The 24,802-nt window shown below is 65.2% G+C and carries 21 protein-coding genes; 15 read left to right on the top strand and 6 right to left on the bottom strand.

Annotated elements, in window-relative coordinates; all coding sequences use genetic code 11:
• The first annotated feature begins 124 nt into the window (after nucleotides 1-124).
• Complete coding sequence (locus tag ALTAJ2_RS08060; RefSeq protein ID WP_007109120.1) at nucleotides 125-1,681, top strand: DUF7827 domain-containing protein; 1,557 nt, start codon at nucleotides 125-127, stop codon at nucleotides 1,679-1,681.
• A 609-nt stretch (nucleotides 1,682-2,290) separates the two neighbouring features.
• Here ALTAJ2_RS08060 and ALTAJ2_RS08055 read toward each other — a convergent pair.
• From ALTAJ2_RS08055 to ALTAJ2_RS08045, 3 genes are all read right to left on the bottom strand, one after another.
• Nucleotides 2,291-4,774 carry an efflux RND transporter permease subunit gene (locus ALTAJ2_RS08055; protein ID WP_007109121.1) on the bottom strand — a complete coding sequence of 828 codons (2,484 nt, stop codon included), beginning with the start codon at nucleotides 4,772-4,774 and terminating at the stop codon, nucleotides 2,291-2,293.
• 3 nt (nucleotides 4,775-4,777) lie between these two features.
• Nucleotides 4,778-6,400 carry a COG1361 S-layer family protein gene (locus ALTAJ2_RS08050; protein ID WP_007109122.1) on the bottom strand — a complete coding sequence of 541 codons (1,623 nt, stop codon included), beginning with the start codon at nucleotides 6,398-6,400 and terminating at the stop codon, nucleotides 4,778-4,780.
• Between the two features lie 316 nt (nucleotides 6,401-6,716).
• Nucleotides 6,717-8,042 carry an FAD-dependent oxidoreductase gene (locus ALTAJ2_RS08045; RefSeq protein ID WP_007109123.1) on the bottom strand — a complete coding sequence of 442 codons (1,326 nt, stop codon included), beginning with the start codon at nucleotides 8,040-8,042 and terminating at the stop codon, nucleotides 6,717-6,719.
• 123 nt (nucleotides 8,043-8,165) lie between these two features.
• Between ALTAJ2_RS08045 and ALTAJ2_RS08040 the strand changes: the two genes are divergently transcribed.
• The 4 genes from ALTAJ2_RS08040 (at nucleotide 8,166) to ALTAJ2_RS08025 (ending at nucleotide 10,462) form a co-directional block, all read left to right on the top strand.
• The gene (locus tag ALTAJ2_RS08040) at nucleotides 8,166-8,453 is read left to right on the top strand and encodes a DUF357 domain-containing protein (protein WP_007109124.1); all 288 of its coding nucleotides are present in this window, start codon (nucleotides 8,166-8,168) and stop codon (nucleotides 8,451-8,453) included.
• Nucleotides 8,454-8,667: 214 nt separating this feature from the next.
• A complete protein-coding gene (locus ALTAJ2_RS08035; protein ID WP_007109125.1) occupies nucleotides 8,668-9,648 on the top strand; it encodes a transcription initiation factor IIB in 981 nt (326 codons plus the stop codon).
• 110 nt (nucleotides 9,649-9,758) lie between these two features.
• On the top strand, nucleotides 9,759-9,938 hold the full coding sequence (locus ALTAJ2_RS08030) for a DUF7836 family putative zinc-binding protein (protein WP_007109126.1): 180 nt from the start codon (nucleotides 9,759-9,761) through the stop codon (nucleotides 9,936-9,938).
• 287 nt (nucleotides 9,939-10,225) lie between these two features.
• Nucleotides 10,226-10,462, top strand: a complete 237-nt coding sequence (locus ALTAJ2_RS08025; protein ID WP_008453476.1) for a UPF0058 family protein — start codon at nucleotides 10,226-10,228, stop codon at nucleotides 10,460-10,462.
• A 216-nt stretch (nucleotides 10,463-10,678) separates the two neighbouring features.
• Here the strand turns inward: ALTAJ2_RS08025 and ALTAJ2_RS08020 are convergent, their stop codons facing one another.
• Nucleotides 10,679-11,167 carry a DUF555 domain-containing protein gene (locus tag ALTAJ2_RS08020; protein WP_007109128.1) on the bottom strand — a complete coding sequence of 163 codons (489 nt, stop codon included), beginning with the start codon at nucleotides 11,165-11,167 and terminating at the stop codon, nucleotides 10,679-10,681.
• Between the two features lie 142 nt (nucleotides 11,168-11,309).
• Between ALTAJ2_RS08020 and ALTAJ2_RS08015 the strand changes: the two genes are divergently transcribed.
• Nucleotides 11,310-12,191 carry a DNA-3-methyladenine glycosylase family protein gene (locus tag ALTAJ2_RS08015; RefSeq protein WP_007109129.1) on the top strand — a complete coding sequence of 294 codons (882 nt, stop codon included), beginning with the start codon at nucleotides 11,310-11,312 and terminating at the stop codon, nucleotides 12,189-12,191.
• Between the two features lie 34 nt (nucleotides 12,192-12,225).
• On the opposite strand, the gene ALTAJ2_RS08010 is transcribed toward ALTAJ2_RS08015, so the two are convergent.
• Nucleotides 12,226-13,443, bottom strand: coding sequence for a COG1361 family protein (locus ALTAJ2_RS08010; RefSeq protein ID WP_049900204.1), 1,218 nt, complete (start codon nucleotides 13,441-13,443; stop codon nucleotides 12,226-12,228).
• A 311-nt stretch (nucleotides 13,444-13,754) separates the two neighbouring features.
• Here ALTAJ2_RS08010 and ALTAJ2_RS08005 point away from each other — a divergent pair, with 311 nt between their 5' ends.
• A complete protein-coding gene (locus ALTAJ2_RS08005) occupies nucleotides 13,755-14,033 on the top strand; it encodes an acylphosphatase (protein ID WP_007109131.1) in 279 nt (92 codons plus the stop codon).
• A 107-nt stretch (nucleotides 14,034-14,140) separates the two neighbouring features.
• On the opposite strand, the gene ALTAJ2_RS08000 is transcribed toward ALTAJ2_RS08005, so the two are convergent.
• Complete coding sequence (locus ALTAJ2_RS08000) at nucleotides 14,141-14,638, bottom strand: hypothetical protein (protein ID WP_007109132.1); 498 nt, start codon at nucleotides 14,636-14,638, stop codon at nucleotides 14,141-14,143.
• 98 nt (nucleotides 14,639-14,736) lie between these two features.
• Between ALTAJ2_RS08000 and ALTAJ2_RS07995 the strand changes: the two genes are divergently transcribed.
• The 8 genes from ALTAJ2_RS07995 (at nucleotide 14,737) to ALTAJ2_RS07960 (ending at nucleotide 24,802) form a co-directional block, all read left to right on the top strand.
• Entirely contained in the window at nucleotides 14,737-16,164 is a 1,428-nt protein-coding gene (locus ALTAJ2_RS07995; RefSeq protein ID WP_007109133.1) for a bifunctional ADP-dependent NAD(P)H-hydrate dehydratase/NAD(P)H-hydrate epimerase, read from the top strand.
• On the top strand, nucleotides 16,157-16,678 hold the full coding sequence (moaC, locus tag ALTAJ2_RS07990; protein ID WP_144240225.1) for a cyclic pyranopterin monophosphate synthase MoaC: 522 nt from the start codon (nucleotides 16,157-16,159) through the stop codon (nucleotides 16,676-16,678). The genes ALTAJ2_RS07995 and moaC overlap by 8 nt, the downstream gene beginning before the upstream one ends.
• Nucleotides 16,675-17,703 (top strand): NAD(P)H-dependent flavin oxidoreductase, encoded by a 1,029-nt coding sequence (locus tag ALTAJ2_RS07985; RefSeq protein ID WP_007109135.1) that lies wholly within the window; start codon nucleotides 16,675-16,677, stop codon nucleotides 17,701-17,703. Before moaC ends, ALTAJ2_RS07985 begins: the two co-directional genes overlap by 4 nt.
• Before the next feature lie 116 nt (nucleotides 17,704-17,819).
• Nucleotides 17,820-18,236: a hypothetical protein gene (locus ALTAJ2_RS07980; RefSeq protein WP_007109136.1), complete on the top strand. Its 417-nt coding sequence runs from the start codon at nucleotides 17,820-17,822 to the stop codon at nucleotides 18,234-18,236.
• 116 nt (nucleotides 18,237-18,352) lie between these two features.
• On the top strand, nucleotides 18,353-19,531 hold the full coding sequence (locus ALTAJ2_RS07975) for a sugar phosphate nucleotidyltransferase (protein ID WP_007109137.1): 1,179 nt from the start codon (nucleotides 18,353-18,355) through the stop codon (nucleotides 19,529-19,531).
• Nucleotides 19,532-19,533: 2 nt separating this feature from the next.
• Nucleotides 19,534-21,336 carry a glutamine--fructose-6-phosphate transaminase (isomerizing) gene (glmS, locus tag ALTAJ2_RS07970; RefSeq protein ID WP_007109138.1) on the top strand — a complete coding sequence of 601 codons (1,803 nt, stop codon included), beginning with the start codon at nucleotides 19,534-19,536 and terminating at the stop codon, nucleotides 21,334-21,336.
• Between the two features lie 77 nt (nucleotides 21,337-21,413).
• Complete coding sequence (locus tag ALTAJ2_RS07965; RefSeq protein ID WP_007109139.1) at nucleotides 21,414-22,241, top strand: undecaprenyl-diphosphate phosphatase; 828 nt, start codon at nucleotides 21,414-21,416, stop codon at nucleotides 22,239-22,241.
• Nucleotides 22,242-22,345: 104 nt separating this feature from the next.
• Nucleotides 22,346-24,802: a hypothetical protein gene (locus ALTAJ2_RS07960; protein ID WP_007109140.1), complete on the top strand. Its 2,457-nt coding sequence runs from the start codon at nucleotides 22,346-22,348 to the stop codon at nucleotides 24,800-24,802.

Genomic DNA, 24,802 nt, shown 5'->3' with positions numbered 1-24,802 from the left:
GAATCTGTCCAGAAAGTACTTACCGGAAGAAAAGAAGTAGTCTACAACTACTATGACGCATCGTACTCTGCTATGGACAACAATCGCCGTACTCTCTGTCTGTCTGCTTTTCTCGGTATCAGTCGTGGGTGCCGGATCCGGAACCGAAGCCGATACCGGTGCCGAGATCGGGCCTCAACCGATCAACGAGACCGTCGACTTTGCCGATTCGAACGTCGCCGAACAACGAGGGAACGTCGCGACGATCCAACTCGAGTTGACAAACACCGACGAGACGAGTCTCTTGGTTCGGTCCGCACAACGAGACTTCAGAGCGGATCTCCGGGTCCGCGACGAGGACGGTGACGGGACGGTCCGCGTACGGTTCAACACGTTTTACGGAGTCGAACACGGGAATCGTCCGGCCTTCACTGCCGTTGGAGACGACAGCGTGACCGTTCGCACGCACGCGACGACCCAATCGCTGCCGATGCTCGAGGCTGGCCGGTACAATATGATCGCATCGACAGAGACGTCCCGTATCGCGGGTGTGTTACAACTCGAAGAGCCAACAGTCGGCGAGAGTCAAAGCAGGGCGATCGCACCTGGAACCGATGTGAAGACCGTCGCTGCCAGTGGGGTCGATATGCAAACCACTGCGGGGAAAACGACGGTCGCAAAGGGCGATATCGGCCGCGCCGAGTTCGACGTGAGTGGTGTCGAAGGGCTACTACAGGATCCGACAGCACGTGACCAGCTAGTAACTGCAACCGATAGTCGTCCGGGAGCTCAAACGACGCATCGCGTCCAGCAGACGCCCGATCGAAACATCGAGCACGTGGAAACGATATCGATCGACTACGATGAGTCCGGCGGCGTCGCCCCGAACATTCAGAGTCTCTCCTGGAACGATATTGAAATCCTCGGCGTCGATACGGACAACGACGGACACATCGACCGGTCATTGACGGGGTCCGTATCGGGCGTCCGGACGACATCCGCCGGTGAGATTTCGATTCGATTCGACGAGCCGGTGTCGATTTCGGAGTCAGAAACGTTCTTTGCGGCGTATGCCGCAACGAATCCCGGCAAGACGGGGACTGCCGACGTTCGTGTTCGATTCGGATCGGATCGGTACGTCGAGACGGGCGAGATCAGCTATGGAGCAGACAGTCTCGGGACGCTCACTCACGGCGTCGATTTACGCCTCCAATCCGCAGACGACCGATCGCGGATCGGGGCACCACTCGGGTCGCTGACGACCACGTATAACTCGACGACGGACACGCTCGTTGCCGACGTCGATACCACCCACCTCGAGCCGGGAACGTACACCGTCAGGTTCCAGGTCTACGACGATTCACCCGTTTCCGACGACGGGAGCGTCGTGACCGAACGGTTCGTTGTCGTTCCCCAGTCCGCGACCGTGTCGGAGCCAACGCTGACGAACGAATCGACGCTCGTCGTTAACGCAACGACGAACCTCGCCCCGGAGAACGATGTCGCGATGCGAGTGCAAACGGATCCGTTACGAAAGGGATACCTACTCGAGTGTAACGCGACCGTCGAAAGAGATGGGTCGGTAGCATGCGAGTACGAGTTGCCGGATACCGAATCGCCGCTGAACGTCACCATTAGACGAGGCGGGACGCAACTCGCGAAGCCGGTGCAGTACGAACTGCCGGACGCAACGGAACGCTAGTTCGTCGCGGTCCGCAACACTACTTTGGGCCCACCTTTCCCTCGCGCTCGGTCTGAGAGCATCTCGGCGTAGGTACTCTCGTTTCGAGAGCACGGTTCTCGAGTCCGAAGTGGCCAACCGAGTGGGGATGGGGTCCACAACCGTTCGGAGTCCGCTCAGCGATGGTCTCAGCGTGAAATCGACACCTGGTTTTCGGGCGGAAGGTATCTCGACGACGCGTTGCGATAGTAACGACCGAAGCGACTGAGACAGCCATCGCACAGCCGTCGTACGATCAGGTGTGCGTTGCCGTTCAGTGGCGGCCAGAACTACGGCGATTCCGTGACCCAACAGTCGTCGTAGCCGTCAGAATGCGTCCCGAGTGTGCGATAAGCAACGACTCCACACACGACACGTGTGACTCGTGTGTCGAGGTGCGAGCGGTATTCGACTGGAACGTCGGCATCGAGGGCCGCGATCTCGAGAGGCCCGCGTGTAGTCTGTCTGGGCAGCCACGTACTGCGTCGGGCTGCTCGAGGAGAGGCGACGACGGGTGGGCGGTCCGAGTCAGTCGCGTGAGGCCGATCGACCGTCCTCGAGTCGAACCCGGGGGTTCGCTGGGGGAGGCGTTCAGTTACGGATGCCGACCGCAGTGGCCACGCGGTGCCACAGCGACGGGGACTCGTTATAGCTGGCCCAGAGGAGCATCGCGGGTGGGAGTGCGACGATCGACGTCGCAAACGAATAGACGACGCTCAGCGCCATCAGCAGGCCGAAGTCACCTAGCACGGGGGTAATCGCGAGTGCGAGTGCACCCGTTCCGAGAGCCGTCGTGAGCATGCTCCCCATGAGCGCGCCGCCGGTTCCCGAGAGCGTCGTCGTGAGCGCGGTGAACGCGTCATCCGTTTTGAACTCGTCGATGAACCGGTGCGTGGCGTGGACCGAGTACGCGATCCCGAGCCCGATGGAGATCGACAGTATCGTCCCCGTCAGCGCGTTCAACGACATGCCGAGGGACCGCATCGTGGCGATCAACAGCGCGATCGCGATCAGGATCGGGAACACGTTTACGATCCCGAGTAACGGCTTTCGCTCGAGTGCGGCGTACGTAACGACGAGGAACAGGGCTGTCAAACCGATTGCGAGGATCAGCCCCTGGACCGACGACGAGAAGATCAGGTCGGTCACCGCTGCGAAGACGACGATGTTCCCCGTTGCCGTCGCGTCGTAGCGGAAGTCGGTGGCGAACTCGGCGGCATCCGCGGCCACCGCTTGCTGGGACGCATCGCCGTCGATGGCGTACTCGACCTGGGCCTTGCGCCGGTCTTCGGTCAGATACTGTTCGGCCTGCGAGCCGGCCGGCGACGCGAACAGTTCGTCGTAGATCAGATCGAGGTTCCGGTCGGGGATGTCGTTGTCGTTGCGATCGTTCCGTTCGACGAGTGCGGCAAACTCGGGATCCTCGGCGGCGTGGCTCTGGATGACCGTGATAATGCTCCGTGCCTCCGCTTTGCCGCCGGAACCGACTGCGAGGTTGCTCGGCGGATCGTCGTTCGGGTTGGCTAGAGCCTCGAGCGCGTGGTCTTCCTCGAACGATCCTTCGACGTATATCTTGACTGACTCGTCCTGGTCCGTGGCGAACTTGTCTTCGAGGAGGTTGATCGTTTCCGTTACCGTGTACTCGCTGGGGGCGAGCGGGGCCGGGACGTATGAGACGTACGCGGGTTGATCTTCGGGAGGCAGGAAGTCCTCGGTGTCGAACGAGGTGTCAACTCCCGCCCCGTACCCGGCCGCCGCACCGCCCATGACGATGATCACGACGACGAACACGAGCGGTGCGTGGCGACTCGCCCTGGCGGGCATCGCCAGGAGGCGTCCGAGAGACGAGTCCTCGGACGCGATCGGGTCCGAGCCGAACTCGGGGATGCCGAACCGCTCGCGAAGTTGGTCGACCTCCAGTTTGGCCGCCGGAAGGAAGATCCCGAAGATGAAGAACGTGAAGATGATCCCGACACTGGAGGCGATCCCCATGTTTCGAATTGGGCCGAGATCCGAGATCACGTTCGCACCGAACCCGAAGACGGTCGTCACCGTGACGATGACGAACGCGATCATGAGCTGGTTGTTCGCGGTCCGCATCGCCTCGAGCGGTTCGTACCCCTGTACGGTTTCCTCACGGTACCGGTTGACGATGTGTATCCCGAAGTCGACGCCGACCGCCAACAACAAGACGGGAACGGAGATCATCTGCTGGTTGAACGGGATCCCGGAGTACCCGAGGAAACCGAACGTCCAGATGACCGTCATCAGCAGCGCCAGTAGTCCCAGCGCGAGGTCGATCGGGTCCCGGTACGAGATGGCGAGGAAGGCAAGCAACAGGAGGACGACGACGGGCATAACGAGCGTCATCGAGTCGCCGATGACGTTCGCGGTCTCCGCGTCGGTGATACCGCTCCCGAACGCACGAATGTCGCCCGGCTGGTCGCTCGCGATCGACTTGATCGACAGCTGGATGTCGGTCAGGTCGTCGTCGGTGAACTCGTTAGGGATGTCGTGGGAGATCACCGTGATCGAAGCCGACGCCGACGCCGTCGTCGGGTTGAAATCCTTGGAGAGGGTGCGCTTAAACGTCGGATCGTCGCTCTGCTCCCGGATCGCCTGTCGAATCTCGGTGGTCGTCGCCGATTCGATCACCCGCCGCTGTTCGGACGGTGTGGTCGCCGTCGGATCGATGGTCTGGGCGATCAGCGGTGCGGGTCCGTTCGCCGACTCCATGCGGAGGTCCTCGCCCTGTTCGACGCGTTCGAGGACCAGCAGGCTCCGGACGAGTGCTTCCTTGGTCAGGACGTTCTCTCCAGTATGGACGAGCTGTGTCGTCTCGTCCGAGGTCTGGAACGGGCCCTCGAACTCCTCGTTGACGGAGTCAAGCGCGTCTTGCTCCGGGAGATCGTCGGTAAACGAGTCCGTCGCATCCGTGTCGGTGGTGACCAGGCCGAAGCCACCGGCAAAGATGACGGTGAGGACCAGAAACCCGATCACGACCGTCCGTGATCGGGAGATAATCACGTCATTGAGGGTTTCGGTCGCAGTCTCGATTCGCTCGCCCGCTGTCATCGATTAGTCCCTCCGATACCAGAACACGCCGACCGCGCCGATGAGAAGCGAGCCCGTGATGAGAACCAGCGACAGCGGGAAGCCGCCGTCGGCGGCCGTAACGGACATCGGTACGCGAATCGTGTTCGAAAGCTGGCTCTTGTTCCGTTCATCGTCGTATCGGAAGTCAAACGAGACCGGGTACGTCTTTTCGGTCGCCGACTCCGCCGCGCTCAGTTCGAACGTCATCGTGACCGACTCGCCGGGCTCGAGCGACTCGACGTACCCCGTGTCGTCGTCACCGGTGTCGAGCGGATCGTCGGCGAAGATGCGCGCCTCGACGTCGGTCACGGTCTGATTGAGTTCGTTCGTGACCGACACGGAGATCGCCCGCTCGCCGCCAGCCGTGATCGTCGACTCCTGTACATCGACATCGAACTGATCGCGTTCGGGAGCGATGTCGGCAGTCACGTCGAGTTTGGTGTACTGACGGATCTCCGCTTCGGAGTTCCGATAGCGGACGGCGAAGTTAAGCGATTTCGCGCCGGCTTCGGCCTCGCTACTCACTTCGATCGGCAGTCGGAACGACGCCGAGTCACCGGGCTCGAGGGACCCGACGGCGACGGAGCGCTCGATGGGAATCACGTTCGGCGACTCCTCGTCGGTGAACCGGACGACGGTGCTGTTGACCCGTTTCGGGCCCGTGTTGGTGACGGTCCCCGAGATGCTCCCGTCCTCGCCGACCCGCAGCGTCGAGGAGACGTTCTCGAGGGCGAACGATTGTTCGGCGGCAGTCGAGATGCCGGTCTCCAACGGAGGTGACGTTCGCTCGATACCGTCGCTATCAGTGTATCCGACGTTGAGACCGAGCGAGTAGCCGCGATGCGGGGCATCGTCCGACAATGCGATGCTGTAGGTGACCGTTTTCGTCTCGTCGGGTTTCCATTCGCCGACGTAACCCGTCGACGTCTCCGGACCGGCACCGAACGACATTTCGGCCGTCTGGGACTTGGCGGTCACGCTCGCGTCACGTGCCGTCTTGGTCCCCGTATTCCGGAGCGTCACCGAGACGTCGTTTCGATCGCCGACCTGGGCGTTCGATTCGACACCGACGACTTCGAACTGCGGTTTGTCTTCGACTTCGATCGTCAGCGTCGCCGTCCGCGTCCGCGTCAGGTCGTTGTACTCCGCGCTCGCTTGACTGTATTCGACGACGCGCGTGTACGAATACTCGTATTCGACCGGGAGTTCGTAACTCCCCGGCTCGAGGTGTTCGGGAATCGTGACCCGAACCGGCGAGACGCCTCTCGTCCCCGTCGGAACGTTGCCGACGGAAACCGGCCCGCTATCCACATCGATCGGCGAGTTCTCGTCCTGGAAATCGAGCGAGAGGCCGCGTGCCGTCGTGACCCGTTGCTCGTACTGCGACGGGCCGGCACGGTCGATCTGCCCGCGGTTGGTGATCGAAAGCGGGAGTTCGACCGACGTTCCGGGAGTCAGCTCGCCGGCCGACGATTCGATGGTGATATCCGGCTGTCCGACGACCTGGCCCGACCGTTGCCCCGACTGGGCGAGTGCGGGACCGATACCCGCGGTGGTGATCAGGACGACGACGAGGAGACAGCCGAGTGTGCGACCCGTCCTCATTGGTCTGCCCGTCTCGAGTACGGAATTCGGTTCCCGTCCTGTCCGCTATGTCGACGTACTAAGCGGTCTTGAATACTCATTCAAGAGAGAATACGGTGATCGTCTCATATAGGGGTATTGGTTTCTCACCGAGTCCCGACAGTGTGCCCACTGGACAGGGGTCATCGAGCGCGCTGTCGTTCCGACGACGGGTCGAGACCGAGTGGATCCGGGAAACGGACAGCGATCGACAGAACGGAATCGAGGTGAAACCGGTGAGAATCGAGTCGGAAGGTAACGGTTAATAGTCGACTACGATACCGATCGGACCTGGTTCTCAGTCGTCCGCCGCGGCCGGCTCGACTTCTTCCGCGCTCGAGTCGGCTCGCTCGAGGTCTTCGAGGTACTCGTCGGCGTCGAGGGCCGCCTTCGATCCCATACCGGCGGCGGTCACGGCCTGTTGGTAGTGGTAGTCGACGACGTCGCCGGCACCGAAGATGCCCGAGACGTGGGTTTCGGTCTGGCCGCCGCCGTCGCCGCCGGTGGTCTTCAGGTACCCCTCGTCGTCGGTCCGGACATCGGTTTCCTCGAGATAGTCGGTGTTCGGCGTGTGGCCGATCGCGTAGAAGACCGCGCCGACATCGAAGTCGAACGTCTCGGTCTCGGGGTCGTCGAGGCGGTCGGTGGGATGGCCCTTGTCGTTCTCGACGAGAGTGACGTGGTCGACGCCGTCCTCCTGGGAGCCGTGGATCTCGGTCAGTTCGGTGTTCTTCAGGATCTCGATCTCGCCGTCCTCGACCTTCTCGTGGACGCGGTCGACCCAGTAGTCCTCCGCGCGGAACTCCTCGCGGCGGTGGGCGATGTAGACGGTGTCGGCGAACTTCGTCAGGAAGGTCGCTTCCTCCATGGCAGCGTCGCCGCCGCCGACGACGAGCATGTCCTCGCCGCGGAAGAACGCGCCGTCACAGGTCGCACACGTCGAGAGGCCATACCCCATGAGTTCGTCTTCTCCGGGAACACCGAGCGTCCGTGCGCTGGCACCCGAAGCGGCGATGACGGCGTCGGCGGTGTAGATGTCGCCGTCTTTCATCTCGACGCGGAACGGCCGACTCGAGTCGTCGACGGACTCGATGATGCCGTTTTTCAGGTCGGCACCGAACTGCGTGGCCTGCTCTTTCATGTTGTTGACTAGTTCCGGACCGCCGATTCCCTCGGGGAAGCCGGGATAGTTGGCGACGTCGGTGGTCAACGTGAGCTGGCCGCCGGGTTCGTCGCCCTCGATGACCAGGGGCTCGTTGTTCGAGCGGCCGGCGTAGATCGCGGCGGTCAGCCCGGCGATGCCGGTCCCGGCGATGATCAGTGTCCGGTGCTCGACGATCTCGCCGTCGTCTGCGGTGGCGATGCCGAGCTTCTCGTCGAGTTCGCCGGTCTCGTTGAGCGCGCTGGTGTCGTCCCAGCCGCCGATGAGTTCGTCGTCGATGAACACTTCGGGGGCCGTCTTGCGGCCATCCGCACGCTCGACCATTTCCTCGAAGCGGTCGTCGTCGTCGGTGACGTTGTAGGTCTCGTACTCGATGCCTTTGCTATCGAAGAGGTCTTTGGCCATCTCACAGTACGGACAGTCCGTCTTGGTATAAATCTCGACGCGTGGCTGGTCGCTCATGTCCCTCATTTCGGATAGAGCGCCTAAACGCCTTGCGCTCTCAGCAATCTCTCCTCCTTACTGTGCGGGTCCGGTCGCCACGGACGCCGACGCACTTACGGGGCCGAGCGACGAGAGTCGACCATGGCTGCCGATCTCGAGGAGAAGACGAACCGGTACGGCGAGTTGTTAGCAGCGGCGCTCGAAGCGGCAACGATCGCGCCGCCCGACGGGACGCCGATGGCCGAGGCCGCCGCCGATTGCTACGAGATGGCGGCGTCTTATCTGGAGGACGGGAGGCACTTTCGTGAGCAAGGCGATCCCGTCAACGCGCTCGCGTCGTTCTCCTACGGACACGCGTGGCTCGACGCCGGTGCCCGCATCGGGTTGTTCGACGTACCGAGGGACGGCCACCTCTTTACCGTCGAGTAGCGGGGTCCGTTCGCCGGGAAGTCTGAGTCCTCACCGTACCATTTCAAACGATTAATAAGTATATAACCAGAACCTATATAACAGAAAACCCAGTCAATTTATAAAGTAGGCGAAAGGTTTATATGCCTTACGACCTTACCCTATGTTAGCCGAGGCGACCGGGTTTCTTCTGGTTACCCCACCCGGGAGCCCCGAGTAACCCACCCGATACGCTATGACAGACACAAGCATCCGAACCTACACGAACGAGCGGGAGCCCGAAACCGAGGAGGAAAACACGGCGGTATCCGACGAACAGGAACACTGCCCCGAATGTGGCGGGCGCCTGATCTCGGACGACGAACACGCCGAAACGGTCTGTACGGACTGTGGCCTCGTCGTCGAGGAAGACGAAATCGACCGCGGTCCCGAGTGGCGTGCGTTCGACGCCGCCGAGAAAGACGAGAAGTCCCGCGTCGGTGCGCCGACGACCAACATGATGCACGACCAGGGACTCTCGACGAACATCGGCTGGCAGGACAAGGACGCCTACGGCCGGTCGCTCTCGAGTCGCCAGCGCCAGAAGATGCAGCGCCTGCGCACGTGGAACGAGCGCTTCCGTACCCGCGACTCCAAGGAACGGAACCTGAAGCAAGCGCTCGGCGAGATCGATCGGATGGCCAGCGCGCTCGGCCTCCCGGAGAACGTCCGCGAGACCGCGTCAGTCATCTATCGACGCGCACTCGAGGAGGACCTGCTTCCGGGGCGCTCCATCGAAGGCGTCGCGACGTCCTCGCTGTACGCCGCCGCCCGCCAGGCCGGGACGCCGCGCAGTCTCGACGAGATCTCCGCGGTCTCCCGCGTCGAGAAGATGGAACTGACCCGCACGTACCGCTACATCATCCGGGAACTCGGCCTCGAGGTCAAACCGGCCGATCCCGAACACTACGTGCCGCGGTTCGTCAGCGATCTCGATCTCTCCGACGAGACCGAGCGCATGGCCCGCGAACTGCTCGAATCGGCCCGTCAGGAGGGCGTCCACAGCGGGAAGTCCCCGGTCGGCCTCGCCGCAGCAGCGGTGTACGCCGCCGCCCTGCTGACCAACGAGAAGGTCACCCAAAACGAGGTCAGCGAGGTCGCGAGCATCTCCGAAGTGACCATCCGCAACCGGTACAAGGAACTGCTCGAGGCCTCGGACACGGCCGCACCCGCCTAAATCGGCCGAGTCTGCGGCCGTGTCTGTCGCGTCGTGATGACGCGGGTGGTCTTTTTCGGTCGTCTGGAACCGCGACAACGTTTTTTACCGCTCATGTGAAAGAATGTGACATGGATAGAACGACCGTCCAACTGTTGTGTCCCGAGTGTACGAAGGACTGGCAGACTTCTCCGGACGACCTCCCCGCGGCCGCCGAGATGTTTCACTGTCCGAACTGTCATGCCTCCCGTCGGACCGCCGAGTTCATGCGAACCGACCGTGATCTACAGACGCTGAAACAGCTCGGGTAGCGTCGAAATCGCGCTCCCGTCTGATACCCCAACTAACATTTTCACACCGTCGTTCCAGTAGTAGCCACGGTTTAACTCTCCGAACGCAGCGTATCGGAAGCTGGAAAGAAAGCAGTTATTATGCGCGTAAATAGAATCGTACCCCCGCTACGTCGTGCGGTTTTCCTCGTGTAGGGACAGCATTCGAAGTATCTTCTACAGTGATACATCAGACGTACAACGTTGAAGGTGTGTTAACGCGACTCAAGATAATAATATAACCCTGCAGTGGATAGGAGCAGATGGTTATGAAGAAGCAGGAGCTCATTCACCTTCACGGCCTTCTCGCAGAGGTATCCAATCAGTGTGCAGCGTGGGAGGACTGTCAGATCGACCTCGAAGAATACGAGTCGCGGGGTATTCGACCGACATCGATCCACAAATCGAAAACCGACCACAAAGCCGCTGTTTTTGCACTCGCCGGGGGAATTACGAAGAACATGCGGGAAGGGGAGCAGGAAGCAGTCGCCGCAACTGCAGACTGAGCAACTCGTCGCATCCTCCGATAGATCGCTATACCAACCAGTGAGACGCATTTCCGTCACTCGTCCAGCCGTCTCTGTTGGCGGCCGCCGCCGAACACGACGAGCCGAAGTATCGGCTGGGATCGCCGTACTCGCCGCTCAGTAGGTGGCTGCTACGAAGCGTCAGAACTCGTTCGGGCGGGCCGACGATCCGATCGACGGGGCTGCCGGTCGGAATTACTCGACGAGGTCCTCGAACTCGGGAAGGATCTCCTCGTCGTCTTCCTCGTCGGGTTCGGCGTCCGAGGCGCCGGCCGTGTCGACTTGCTCGTCCGCATGATCGCCGTCCGCCGAGTCGTCACCCGTCTCCGCCACTTCGTCGCCGTCCTCGTCTTCCAGGACATCGACCCGCTTGACCTCGAGCGGGATGTTCTCGAGGAGTTGGCCGATCTCTTTCCGGGCGATACGCGAGGCGTGTTCCTCGCGCTCGACGTTGAAGACGGTCATCTCCAGTTCGAGCGCGACGAGCGCTTCGTCGGCCGCGATGAACGCGGGCGGTAGTTCCTCGCCCGACGGCGAGGTTCGCTCGCCCATGTTGATCTCGACGTAATTGAGGTCAGGGTTCAGCATCTCGCCCGTCTTCGAGATGGCGATACGGATCGCCTCGTCCTCCGTTTCAACGTCGAATACCGGCACGGCAGCTTCGACGACGACCCTGCAATTCATGTATAGACGTTGTATCGCATACAGTAAGAAGGTTCGCCTCGTGGCGGTCGGGCCGTCGCGACGGGCCGTCTCCGTTCGGCGGCCGTCCCACGGCGGCTCGCTTCGAAAGGCAAAGGACCCACACGCCCGAAGGGCCGACCGAATGGAGACGGGGACCATCCCGATCGACGATCTCGGTGGGGGACTCGACCTGTATCGAACGCTCGAGAGCGGCCAGAGCTACCTCTGGCGGCGCGAGGACGGCGAGATGTATACCGACACGCCGGCCCCCGGCGTGTGGTACGCGACGGTCGTCGACGGCGAGGCGATTCGCGTTCGGACCCGCGACGGACGCCTCGAATGGGAATCGACGGCCGACGCCGAGCCGACCGTTCGTCGCCTGTTGCGTCTCGAGGACGATCTCGAGGCGATCGCCGCGGCCGGGCCGGACGATCCGTTGCTTCGGGAGGCCTACGAGGCCCATCCCGGAATGCGACTCGTTCGGGACCCGCCGTTTGGCTGTCTGATCTCGTTTATCTGCTCGGCACAGATGCGGGTCGGCCGCATTCATACCATGGTCACGGCGCTGGCGCGGGAATACGGCAGTCCGATCGCGTTCGACGGGGCAACCTATCACGCGTTCCCGACGCCGGACCAGCTCGCGACTGCCACCGAGGCCGAACTCCGCGACCTCGGGTTGGGGTATCGTGCTCCCTACGTCGTCCGGACTGCCGAGATGGTCGCGGGCGGCAACGCCCATCCGGCCGACGCACGCGACCTCGAGTACGAAGCCGCGCGGGAGTTCCTGACGCAGTTCGTCGGCGTCGGCGACAAGGTGGCCGACTGCGTGCTCCTGTTCTCGCTGGGTTTCGACGAGGCCGTCCCGCTGGATACGTGGATCAAGTCGGCGATCGAGGAGTACTATCCCGAGTGCGATCGCGGCTCCTACGCCGAGACCTCGCGAGCGCTTCGCGACCGACTCGGCGGTGAGTACGCCGGCTACGCACAGACGTACGTCTTTCACCACCTCAGAACGGGTACATAGCGCGGGACGACGGAGTCCCGTCGTTACGACTTGCTTACCGATTCCACTGGCGATAGCCGAGGAACGAGATCCCACCGAGGCCGAGAAGGACGATTACCGCCCCGAACAACGATCCCGCGCCCGACGCGCCGGCGGCGATAATCGACTGTCCACCGATGGAAGCGATGTCGGACTCGGTCGCGGTCGCGCCGGTGATTTCGATCGTCCGGGTCGTCCGATTCCTGCGGTCGTCGATCGTGTACGCCGCCTCGATCTCGGCAGTCCCGGTCAGCGTCTCGTCGATGGGAATGGACACCGTCTCGGCCGAAGCAGCGTCGACGGTCGCGATCGTCGCGCCCGGCAACCGCTCGCTCCCCGTTTGGCCCGAGACGCTTACGTCGTCGATCGGAGCGTTCCCCCGGTTGGTGACGCGATACTGCAGCACCGTCGATTCGTTACGCTCGAGAACCGACGCGTACAGATCGACGTCCTCGCGCAGCGGTTCGACTCGGATCGATTGGACGGTCTCCACTCGGTTGCCGTCGTCGTATTCCAATGCGGCTTCGAGGCTGCTTTGACCGGCTTCGTCGGCCCGGACGCGGAAATCGAAGGTCGTCATGTTCCCGGCCTCGAGCGTCGGGTGAATTCGAGTCGGTTCTTCGACGGTGCCGTCGCCGTCGAGGTGAGCGACGAGGTCGGTCAGGGCCTCGTCGTCGCCGTTCGAGACCGTGACCGTCACCGGGATCTCGGTGCCGGCGACCGCGCGGTTGGCGTCGATCCGGAGCCGCGGGTCCGTCGCCGAGTCCGACGAGGGTTCGGAGACGCTGACGTACACGGGCCGCTCGATGACACCGACCTGCTGGGTGTTCCCGTCAGCGTCTTCCTTGATACCGCGTACTTTGACGATGAGTCGCTTTTCCCCCGCCGTGTCGAACGTCGTCTGGAGGGGCACGTCGATGGTCTCCCCGGAGGCGATCGAGCCGAGATCGTCGGCGTCGTCGACCTTGCCTCGGTCGGGGGCCTCCAGAACGACCTGCGTGACCTGGAAGCCGCCGTCGTGCCCGCTCGAGTGTCGAATCGTCGGCGTGACCGTGATGGCGTCGTCGGTCGTCGGATCGTCATCCGAGACGGCGATATCCGACACGGTGACGTAGACGTTCGAGGTGGAGGAGGCGGTGACGGCTCCCACTCCGCCGAGCAGCGAACAACAGAGCAGTCCAGCAACGAGCACCGTCAATAATCGAGTCGAACCGCTTCGTTTCGATCGTGGCATACGACTTTTAGGCCCGCCTAAAACAACTTACGTCTTACTATTTAGGTCGGCCTAAATCGCGGTGTGTCCGACCCTTGCGACGAGTCAAATCACGGACGGACGCTACTCGTCGTCCTCCTCGCATCCGGTTCCCGAGGGTCCGAGACGGGAGTGAACGCAATGACGAGGGACGACCGTCATTCGTATCGGTCGAAACGAACCCCGTCGCGATGCCGTCCCGCTACCGGAATGGGCGGTCGAGGTATCTCCGTTACTTCCGCCGTGTGGTGATCGGAAGCGGATTTTTCACGGTCGCGATCGATGCCACTCACATGGCGACACGAACCCGTGCACACGTTTTCGTTTCGGGGACGGTACAGGGCGTCTACTACCGCGCGAACACCCGTGATACGGCCGAAGAGATGGGCGTCGACGGCTGGGTGAAGAACTTAGACGACGGACGAGTGGAGGCAGTCTTCGAGGGCTCGAAGGACGCCGTCGAAGGGATGGTCGAGTGGTGTTACACGGGCAGTCCCGCGGCCGACGTCGAAGATGTCACGGTCGAGTACGAGGAACCCCGAGGCGAGGACGGGTTCGAGATCAGGTACTGAGTCGGCCGTCGCTCGAGACGACCGTCGTCACCTCGGCGGATCGACGAATCAGTAAATTCGCGTACGGCCGTGGTCGTGCGAGAAACCGCATGGGAGGCGGGTGTCCCTCACTCGCGTTCCGGGAGCAAGGCCTCGAGCCACGGCGGTTCGTCGGTGTACTTCCACTCGGCCCAGTCGGCCTTCTCGCCGGCGTAGTAGGCGCGGTAAGCGGCGACGGGGTCGTCGGCCCGCGTGTACTCGTCGGGCATCGCCTGTGGACGGGGCGTCGGCTCGTCGGCGGGAAACGAAATCGCGGCGGGATCGATGCGCTCGATCACCTGCCAGGAGGCGTGGTCGTCGTCTTTCCCGTAACGCTCGACGAACTCCTCGTTCAGCGCCGCGGCGTGCTCCCGCAGGCGGAGCCAGTTCGCGCGGGATTCGGTGGCCCACTTCGTGACGGGGTGATCGACGTGGGTCGCTCGGTAGAGGTAGTCGGCCTCGTGGCCGTTCTCCCGGGCCGCGGTACAGAGGACCTGCGCGGCTTCGAGCAACAGCTTGTTGACGTGCTGGTCGCAGTGATAGCGCGCGGCGAGTCGCGGGTCCTCGTCGAGCCAGAAGACGTTCATACCGGAGCACGGGACCCGAAGGGGTTGGGTCTGCTGCCTATCGATGTTTGCCGGTGGTGTCCGCAACGTTGAACGGACGGCCCGTCGAACTGCCAGCCATGATCACAGGCGAGCGAATGGCCGCCGTCGACGCGAACGCCGCGGCGCTGGGCGTGCCGCGAAAGCAGTTGATGGAGTCGAGCGGGCACGCGGTGGCTCGAGCGATCCGTGCGGTCGCCGATCCCGGCGCTCGGGTCGTCATCGTCGCGGGTCGTGGGAACAACGGCGGCGACGCCTTCGTCGCGGCCCGCTTTCTGGACGACTACGACGTGACGACGCTGCTGCTCGGCCGTGCGGAACTGATCGGAACCGAGATCGCTCGCGAGAACTGGGCCGCCCTCGAGCGAGCCGGCTACGACACCCGGGAGATCACCGACTCGAGTGGCTTCGATCTCCCCGACTGCGACGTCGTCGTCGACGCGATGTTGGGGACGGGGATTAGCGGCGACCTCCGAGAGCCGGCGGCGACCGCGGCCGCGGAAATCAACGCGGCCGACGCGACCGTCGTGGCAGTCGACGTCCCCTCCGGCTTCGACGCCGACGGGGGCGACCACGCGGCCAACGGCGTCGAGGCGGACCGCGTCGTCACCTTCCACGACGCGAAGCCGGGACTCGCGAACCTCGACGCGGACGTCACCGTCGCGGACATCGGCATCCCGGCCGCGGCGGAGCGGTTCGTCGGGCCCGGCGATATCGCCCTCGCGCGGCCCGACGGTCGCGAGGGACGGCCGTACGTCATCGGCGGCGGTCCCTACACCGGCGCGCCGGCGCTGGCCGCTCAGGCCGCGCTACGTACCAGCGCGGAACTCGCCTTCGTCGCCGCACCCGACGCCGTCGCCGGCGAGATCCAGGGCTACGGCGAGGACCTGATCGTCCAGCCCTACGAGAACGACGTGCTCACGCCCGCGGTGGCCGACGACCTCCTCGAGACCGCCGAGCGCTACGACGACGTCGTCGTCATCGGCCCCGGACTCGGCACCGCCGACGAGACCCGCCGGGCCGTCCGGCAGTTCCTCGCCTCGTACACGGGGCAGGCGGTCGTCGACGCGGACGCCCTCGAGATCGTGCCGTCGGTCGAGACCGACGCCACGCTGGTCTGTACGCCCAATCGGGCCGAACTGGCGCGGATGGGCGGCCCGGACGCGGACGATCTGGCCGCGGCGGCCGACGAGATCGAGTCGTTTGCGGCCGAGTTGGGCCACGTCGTCCTCGCAAAGGGCGCAAACGATGTCATTACCGACGGGGAACGGACGCGAATCAGCCGGTCCGGAACGCCCGGGATGAAAGTCGGGGGGACCGGCGATACGCTCGCCGGCGTCGTCGCGGCGCTGCTGGAACACGCCGAGCCGCTCGAGGCCGCCGCGGCGGGCGCACAGGTCAACGGTATCGCGGGCGAACGTCTCGCGGAAACCCAGGAGTTCGGCTTCCTCGCGTCGGACGTCGTCGAGGAACTGCCGGCGGTCCTCTGGGGTGATCGCGATGCGTGAGGAGTCCGAGGACGAGTCGGCGACCGCCGACGAACTGACCCATACCACGGCCGACGGCGACGTCCAGATGGTCGACGTCGGCGACAAACCGGACAGCGAACGTCGTGCCGTCGCCGTCGGGGAGATTCACCTCCGGCCCTCGACGATCGAGGCGATCCGGGACGATCGGGTCGGCAAGGGCGACGTGCTCGCGACCGCCCGCGTCGGCGCGATTCAGGCGGTCAAGCACACCTGGGAGACGATCCCGATGTGCCACCAGATCCCGATCACGAACGTCGATACCGATTTCTCGCTCGCCGAGGACCGGATCGAACTCCGGGTCGCCGTCGAAACAACCGGCAAAACGGGCTGCGAGATGGAGGCCCTCGAGGGCGTGACGACCGGCCTGAACGTCGTCTGGGACATGGTGAAGGCCATCGAGAAGGACGACGACGGGCAGTACCCGGACACGGGGATCGAGAACGTCCGCGTCCTCGAGAAGGAGAAGCGACGAGCCAATCCGGGTGGCCGATGACGCTGCGGACCCCACTTTGTGAGGTGCTGGGGATCGAGTCGCCGATCGTCCAGGCACCGATCGGCAGCGCGACGACCCCGGAACTCGCGGCCGCCGTCTCGAACGCCGGCGGCCTCGGCCACCTCGCGGTCACGTGGCGGGACACGGCGGAAACGCGCGCGGTGATCCGCGATACGCGCGAGTTGACCGACGAACCGTTCGCGGTCAACCTCGTGCTGGACGACGCGACGACCGTCGTGGACACCGCGACCCACCTCGAGACGATCCTCGAAACCGGTGTCGATGTCGTCAGCCTCTCGTTCGGGGATGCTGCCCCCTACGTCGACCGGATCCACGAGGCGGGCGCGCTCGTCGCACAGACCGTCGGCAGCGCCGAGGCAGCCCGCACGGCGGTCGACGCGGGGGTCGACATCGTAGTCACGCAAGGTCTCGAGGCCGGCGGCCACGTCCAGAGCGAGATCGCGACGACGGCACTGGTTCCGCGCGTCGCCGACGCCGTCGGGGACGATGTCCCGATCGTCGCGGCGGGTGGGATCGCCGACGGCCGGGGGATCGCGGCCGCGCTCGCGCTCGGTGCCGACGGCGCGTGGCTGGGGACGCGGTTCGTGGCGACCGAGGAAGCGGCCGTCCACGACACCTACCAGCGCCGCCTCCGTGAGAGCGACGAGACCGACACCGAGTACACGACGCTCTTCGACAAGGGCTGGCCCGGCACGCCGCATCGCGTCCTGCGAAACGAGACGCTCGAGCGGTGGGACGGGGACGGCCGTCCGCCCGCAGGGGAGCGGCCGGGCGAGACCGACATCGTCGCGACCACCGGGGGCGGCGACCGGATCGAGCGCTACGACGAGGCGCTCGCGACGCCGGACGTCGACGGCGACGTCGAGTCGATGGCGCTGTTTGCGGGCCAGAGCGTCGGGCTAACCGAGACTGTCCGCCCCGCTGGCAGCGTCGTCGCGACGCTCACCGCGGAAACGCGAGACGCGATCGATGCGTTCCCGGGTCGACGACGGGAGGACGGCTAAGTCGGAACCAAGGATGGCCGGCGTTCGCTCGCGGTTCTCGCGACGGCTTCGTTCCGTCGGAAGAGTGATCGTACAATTACTTATTTCCCCGCCGGGCTCGTATCCGGACGGACGGAATGAGTTCGATCACACCCCTGCTAGGGATCGCAATCGCGTTGTTCGGCGGTCTCCTGGCGCTCTCGTCGACGATCTGTCTCTGCTATATCATCGGAGCGGATGCGGCCGCTCGCGGCGCGAGCGGCGTCGGCTGGGCGCTGTTTTCCGTGTTCCTCCTGCCGATCGCCGGTCCGGCCTACGTGATGTACAGGACGCGCCTCCCCGCGCGTGACGACCCGCCCGCACGACTCGAACGCCGACTCGGCGCGTTCGGAATCGGCGGCACCGCCGCGGCCATCGTCTCGGCGCTCGTCGCGCCACCGGATCCGGTGACGCAACTACTGGCTTTCGTTCCGCTGGTGCTCGTCTTCGTCCCCGTCGTTGCTATCATCTGTTATGACCCCGGCGGGGGCGCTCGTTTCGCCAACCGGTTCTAATGGACCGCCGCGCCGTCAGGCGCGGCTGTCGTCGGGTCACGAGAGAGACGTGCTGGCACCGGACTCCGCCGGTTGAGACACAAGACTCATAAGACTCGATTACTCTCAGTCTCGCTATGACGATCCGTTCTGCGGTAGTCCTCGCGGCGGGAGAGGGGGCTCGCCTCCGGCCGCTGACGAAGTATCGACCGAAGCCGATGCTTCCCGCAGCGACCAAGCCCATCATCGAATACGTCTTCGATGCGCTCGTCGAGGCCGGCATCACGGAGATCACCGTCGTCGTCGGCTACGGACGGACGCACGTCCAGTCCCATTTCGGATCGACGTACCGCGACGCGAGCCTCGAGTACGTCGGCCAGGACAAGCAACTCGGCAGCGGACACGCTCTGTTGGCGGCCGAATCCGACGTCTCGGAGCCGCGACTCGTCCTCAACGGCGATCAACTCGTGGCCCCGCGAATCGTCGAGGACGTCCGCACTGCTCACGACGACGGCGATGCCGTCGCCACGCTCGGCCTCATTCGGGACGAGAACGTCGCCGAGTACGGCGGCGTGATCTGCGGGGACGACGGCCACGTCGCCGAGATCGTCGAGCACCCCCGCGACGACCGCACCTATCAGCTCAACGCGGGCGTCTACGCGTTCGAACCGGCCCTATTCGAGTATCTCCGCGGCCCGGAACCGCAGTTGCGCGAGTACTCGCTCGTCGACGGCATCGCGAACGCGATCGACGCCGGGGCGACCGTCCGCGGCGTCACCTCCGACGGCATCTGGATCGACGCGACGTACCCGTGGGACCTCCTCGAGGTGACGGCGACGCTCCTCGAGCACGCGGACGGCGTCGAAAGCTCGGTCTCGGCGGATGCGCGGGTCCACGAGTCGGCGACGATCGTCGAACCGGTCGCGATCTCGGCGGACTGCGTCGTCGGCCCCGGCTCCGTCGTCGGCCCGAACGTCGCACTCGGCGAGAACGCGACGGTCGGTGCGAACGCCGTCGTCGAGGACAGCGTCGTCGACGCCGATACGCGCGTCGGGTCGGGAGCGACGCTCGTCGACTGCGTTACCGGTCGCAACGTTCGGATCGGCACCGGCTCGACCGTCGTCGGCGGCCCCGGAGACGTCCGCGTCGGTGACCGCGTCCATGAAGCCGAGCGACTGGGCGCGTTGCTCGCCGACCGCGTTCGCGACCGCGGCGGCGTGACCTACGAGCCGGGAACGGTCGTCGGCTCCGATGCCGTCGTCAACGCCGGGACGACCGTTCGGGGGACGATCGAAACCGAAACCGAGGTGCAGTAACGATGTGCGGAATCGTCGGCTACGTCGGCGCGACCGGCGGAAACGACGCTATCGATGTCGTCCTCGACGGGCTCTCGGCGCTCGAGTATCGCGGCTACGACTCCGCCGGAGTGGCCATCCCGACCCCCGAGATGACGGTCTCCAAGGCCGCCGGCGAACTGTCGGCGCTCGAGGAAACGGTGTCGCGGGACGAACTCGCGGGCGAATCCGTCGGGATCGGGCATACGCGCTGGAGCACGCACGGCGCGCCGTCGGACGACAACGCCCATCCACACTGTGACGAAGCGGGTCGGGTCGCCGTCGTCCACAACGGGATCATCGAGAACTACCAGCGACTGCGCGACGATCTCGTCGAGGCGGGCGTCGCGTTCCGCAGCGAGACCGACACCGAAGTCGTCCCCCACCTGATCGGGCGCTATCTCGATCGCGGCGCGGACCCCGAGGAGGCGTTCCGGCTGGCGGTCGATCATCTCGAGGGGAGTTACGCGATCGCCGCGGTCGTCGAGGGATCGGAGACGGTGTACGCGGCGCGCCAGGACTCCCCGCTGGTCGTCGGCCTCGGCGACCGCGGGACGTATCTCGCGAGCGACGTCCCCGCGTTCGTCGAGCACACCGACCGGGTCCGCTACCTCGAGGACGGCGACATCGCCCGGCTGAGTGCCGATTCGGCGGTCGTCACCGACGCCGAAGGTCGTCGCGTCGATCGGGCGACGGACACCGTCGCGTGGGATGCCGAAGACGCGGAGAAAAGCGGCTACGACCACTACATGCTCAAGGAGATCCACGAGCAGCCGTCCTCCCTGCGTCAGTGTCTCCGCGGTCGGATCGACGAACTCGAAGGGACGGTCGATCTCCCGGAACTCGAGGCCATCGACCACGACGGTCCGATTCAGTTCGTCGCGTGTGGCACGTCGTATCATGCGGCGCTGTTCGGCGCGGAGCGACTGCGAACGAGCGGTGTGGACGCACACGCGTTTCTCGCAAGCGAGTACGCGAGCGATCGCGTCCCGGTCGACGAGGACACGCTCGTCGTCGGCGTCACCCAGAGCGGCGAGACGGCCGACACGCTGCGTGCACTACGCGAGGCCGACCGCGCCGGTGCGACGACGCTCGCCGTGACGAACACGGTCGCGAGCTCCGCCGCACGGGAGTGCGACCACACCCTCTACATCCGCGCCGGTCCCGAAATCGGCGTCGCGGCGACGAAGACGTTCGCGAGCCAGCAACTCGCCCTCGCGCTGCTGGCGTTCGAACTCGGCGACGAGCCGACGCGTGGGGAACTCGAGGCGCTTCGGGACATCCCCGGCCAGGTCCAGACGGTCCTCGAGACGACGGACGCCCGAGCGGTCGCCGAAACGTTCGTCGACGCGGACGCCTACTTCTTCGTCGGACGGGGGTATCACTACCCGGTCGCGCTCGAGGGCGCGCTGAAGATGAAGGAGATTACCTACCGGCACGCGGAAGGGTTCGCCGCCGGGGAACTGAAACACGGCCCGCTCGCGCTCGTGACCGAGCGGACGCCCGTGTTCGCCGTCGTCACTGGTGATGGCGAGACCGCGCGGAAGACGATCGGGAACGTCAAAGAGGTCGAGGCTCGCGACGCGCCCGTCGTAGCGATTACCGACGGCACGTCCGACGTGGCGCGGTACGCGGACCACGTCCTCGAGATTCCCGCCGTCGACGACCTCGGCGCGTCGGTGCTCGCGAACGTACAACTCCAGCTCGTCGCCTACTGGGTCGCGAACCTGCTCGGCCGTTCGATCGACAAACCGCGGAACCTGGCGAAGAGCGTCACCGTCGAGTAACCCGTACGAGCGTGCGGTCGTCGAGTCCCACGTCGAATGAGTCCGATTTATGTAGTCGCGTTCTCCCAGTTCCACCAGTGAACCGCGCGGAGCTCGTCGTCGCGATACTCGCCGGCATCGTCCAGGGAATCGTCGAGTGGCTCCCCGTCTCGAGCCAGGGGAACCTCTCGCTGTTTCTGACGGTCGCGGGGACCGACCCCGCGAACGCGGTACAGTTGGCGCTGTTCCTGCAAGTCGGGACGACGCTCTCGGCGACGCTCTACTACCGGGACGACATCGCGACGGCCCTCCGAGCAGTGCCCGGGTGGCGGCCCGGGACGGCCTACAGCGGCGAGAACGCCATCCCCTCGTACGTCGTCGTGGCGTCGGTCATGACGGGAGTGGTCGGCATCCCGTTGTACCTGACCGCGGTCGATCTGGCTGGCCGGGTCTCCGGTGGCGTCTTCATCGCGCTCATCGGCGTCCTGCTGGTCCTCACGGGGTTCCTCCAACTGGTTTCGGAATCGGTCTCGATGGGCGGCCGGGACGCGCCGACGCTGCTCGACTCGATCCTGGTCGGGGCCGTCCAGGGCGTCGCGATCCTGCCGGGGATCTCCCGCTCGGGGACGACGACGAGCGCGTTGCTGTTCCGGAGCTACGATCCGCCGGCGGCGTTCCGGCTCTCGTTCCTGCTATCGATCCCTGCGAGCCTTGGCGCAGCCGCGCTGACCGTCGCGGAAGCCGGCGGCTTACCGGGTATTTCGCCGGGAGCAGCCCTCGTGGCGCTCGGAGTCAGTTCGGTCGTCGGCTACTGGACGATCGACGCCCTCATGCGGGTCGTCGACCGGGTACCCTTCTGGGTCGTCTGTTTCGGCCTCGGCGGACTCGCGATCGTCGGCGGCGGCATCGTCTCCGCGTTGGTCTAAGAACCTGTACGTAACCAATGGTGGAACAGCGGGATCGCCCGACCTCCGTTGCCGGTTCGGATAGAGCGTAACTATCATTGCCTCCTGCCCGAATTTGCGTTCCAATGGCCGAGGACAGCGACTCGAGGGCGATCGCCGACGCGACGGCGTCCTTCCTGGAGGCCCAAGAGGACGGTGACCGCGTGCTCGAGACCGTCCTCGCGACCGACGGCGAACACGCCACCTGGACGTTCGACGACATCGAATTGGACTCGGGGACGTTCGGCGAACTCGTTTCACGCGGCATCGTCGAAAACGCCAACGGCGGGTATCACGTCGCGGACCCCGCGGCCGTCGAGGCATCCCTGGCGGGGGACGAACTCGAGGCGGACCGCGAGACGGAGCCGGACGACCGCACAGTCGGACTCGAACGGCTCCGGACGGCCGTCGAGCCGCGAGCGATGCTCGCACTGCTCGGGGCATTGATCGTCGTCGCCGGTGCCAGAGCGACGGCGTTTCGGGCCGTTTTTCAGCGCGGCCGCGTCGTCTCGCCTGGCAACGATCCCTACTACTTTCGCTACTGGATGGAAACGCTGGTCGGGGACGCCTCGGGACCGCTGGACTACGGCGTCCTCGTGGATTCGCCGGCCGGCGTCTTCGGGACGCGCCCCTTCGCACACGCGACCAACTGGGTCGTCGCCGAGTTGCTCGGCGGCGGACAGGGAGCGGCCGATACCGTCGCGGCGTGGCTCCCCGTCGTCGCGTCGGTCGCGCTCGGAGTCGCGATCTACGCGTGTGCCGTCTCGCTGACCCGGGACGCTCGCGTCGGGGTCGCGTCCGTCCTCGTCTTCGCCGTCACGCCGATCAATGCGGTTTACACGGGGCTCGGCTTTCTGGATCATCAGCTCCATCAGTACTTCTGGCTCGGCATCACGATCCTGACGCTGACGCGACTCGCCGTCGACCTCCAGCAGCGACTCGAGACCGGCGGTGACGGGCGGACGGCCGTTCGCGACCACCTCCGGGCCCCCGCGACGTGGCTCGTCGCCGCGGCCTTCGGGCTCTCGGTGACCGCCGGGGTTCACGCCTGGGGCGGCTCGCCGCTCCTGTTGGTCCCGCTCGCGGGCTACGTCGCGTTACGGGTCGCGATGGACGCTCGAGCCGGCCTCTCACCGATGCGCGCGAATCTACCGTTGCTCGCCGGGCTGGCCGTCGGGAGCGCCCTCTCGCTCGCCCTGCACCACCGCTGGGGCTGGCACGCGGAGTTCGTCGCGACGACGCCCGCGCTGGTGCTCGGCGGCTCGATCGCCGTGGCCGCGCTCGGCGAACTGTGGCGGCGGCTACCCGTTCATCTCGGAGGGTTGCTCGCCCTCGAAGGGGGCGTCGCCATTGCGGGGCTGTTTGCGTTCCGACAGCTGCAGCCGGCGGACTGGGCGGCAGCGATGGCTCGCGTCGAGGATCTGTTCGGCCGTGGCGGTGCGACCGAGACGGCCTCGCTGTTCTCGACGGAGTACTTCGTCATCTTCGGGCCGCTCTACCAGCTCGGGATGGGGTTTTACATCGCGCTGGCGGTGCTCGGCTGGGTCGCGTGGCTCGTCTCCCGGCGGTACGAACCCGGCTGGTTGCTCGTCGGTACCTACGCGGGATCCCTCCTCGTACTCGCGGGCATTCAAGTGCGGTTCGCCGGCCAGCTCGCGATTCCGCTGGCCGTCCTCACCGGCCTGGGGCTCGTCCGATTGCTCGCGGTCGTCGATCTAGCCCGGCCGCCCGTTTCGGTCCGTGATTCGGAACCGGGTCGGTCGGAACGCTTCGAAGCCGACCCGACGGTCGCCGCCGACGGCGGGCTCGAGCCGGCAATCGCGATGCCGGACGGCCGGCGGCTCGCCTACCTGCTCGGCATCGGCCTGCTGGTGTTCGGGCTGAGCCTCGTCTACGTCCCCACCCTGACGGCGGACGTGACCTACAGCGAGGCCCAGCTCGAGGCGGTCGACGCGATCGACGACCACGCCGACGCGGCGAACCGAACCTATCCCGAGACCTTCGTGCTGAGCGAGTGGGGCGACAACCGGATGTACAACCACTTCGTCAACGGCGAGTCCCAGGGATACTCGTATGCCCGGAACAATTACGAGGCGTTCGTCACCGGTACCGATCCGGACGGCTGGTACGACAAATTCAATGGTCGGGTCGGCTACGTCGTCGTGACCGAGTCCAACGACGAGGATATCCCGGACGATAGCGCGCAGGCACGATTGCTCGAGAACCAGGGCGCGGGCGGGGCCGGCACCGACGGGGTCGCCCACTACCAGGCACTCTCCGTCACCGACGATGTCGCAGCGTTCGCGGTGGTCCCCGGGGCGACGCTTACAGTGTCCGGTGAGTCGGGGACGACCGTGACCGTCGAGACGGACGTCTCCGTCTCGGACGAGACGATCACGTACGAACGGCGGGCGACGGTCGGCGACGGCGGACAGGCGACGGTGACGGTCCCGTACGCCGGCGAGTACGCGGTCGGCGACCGAACGGCGACCGTCACCGAAGACGACGTGCTGGACGGGCGCTCGGTCGCAGTCGGAGCGTAA

The sequence above is a fragment of the Natrinema altunense genome (genome assembly GCF_000731985.1).
Taxonomy (GTDB): domain Archaea; phylum Halobacteriota; class Halobacteria; order Halobacteriales; family Natrialbaceae; genus Natrinema; species Natrinema altunense.
The sequence above is the reverse complement of the archived record's forward strand: the minus strand, read 5'-3'. Positions and strand labels throughout refer to the sequence as shown.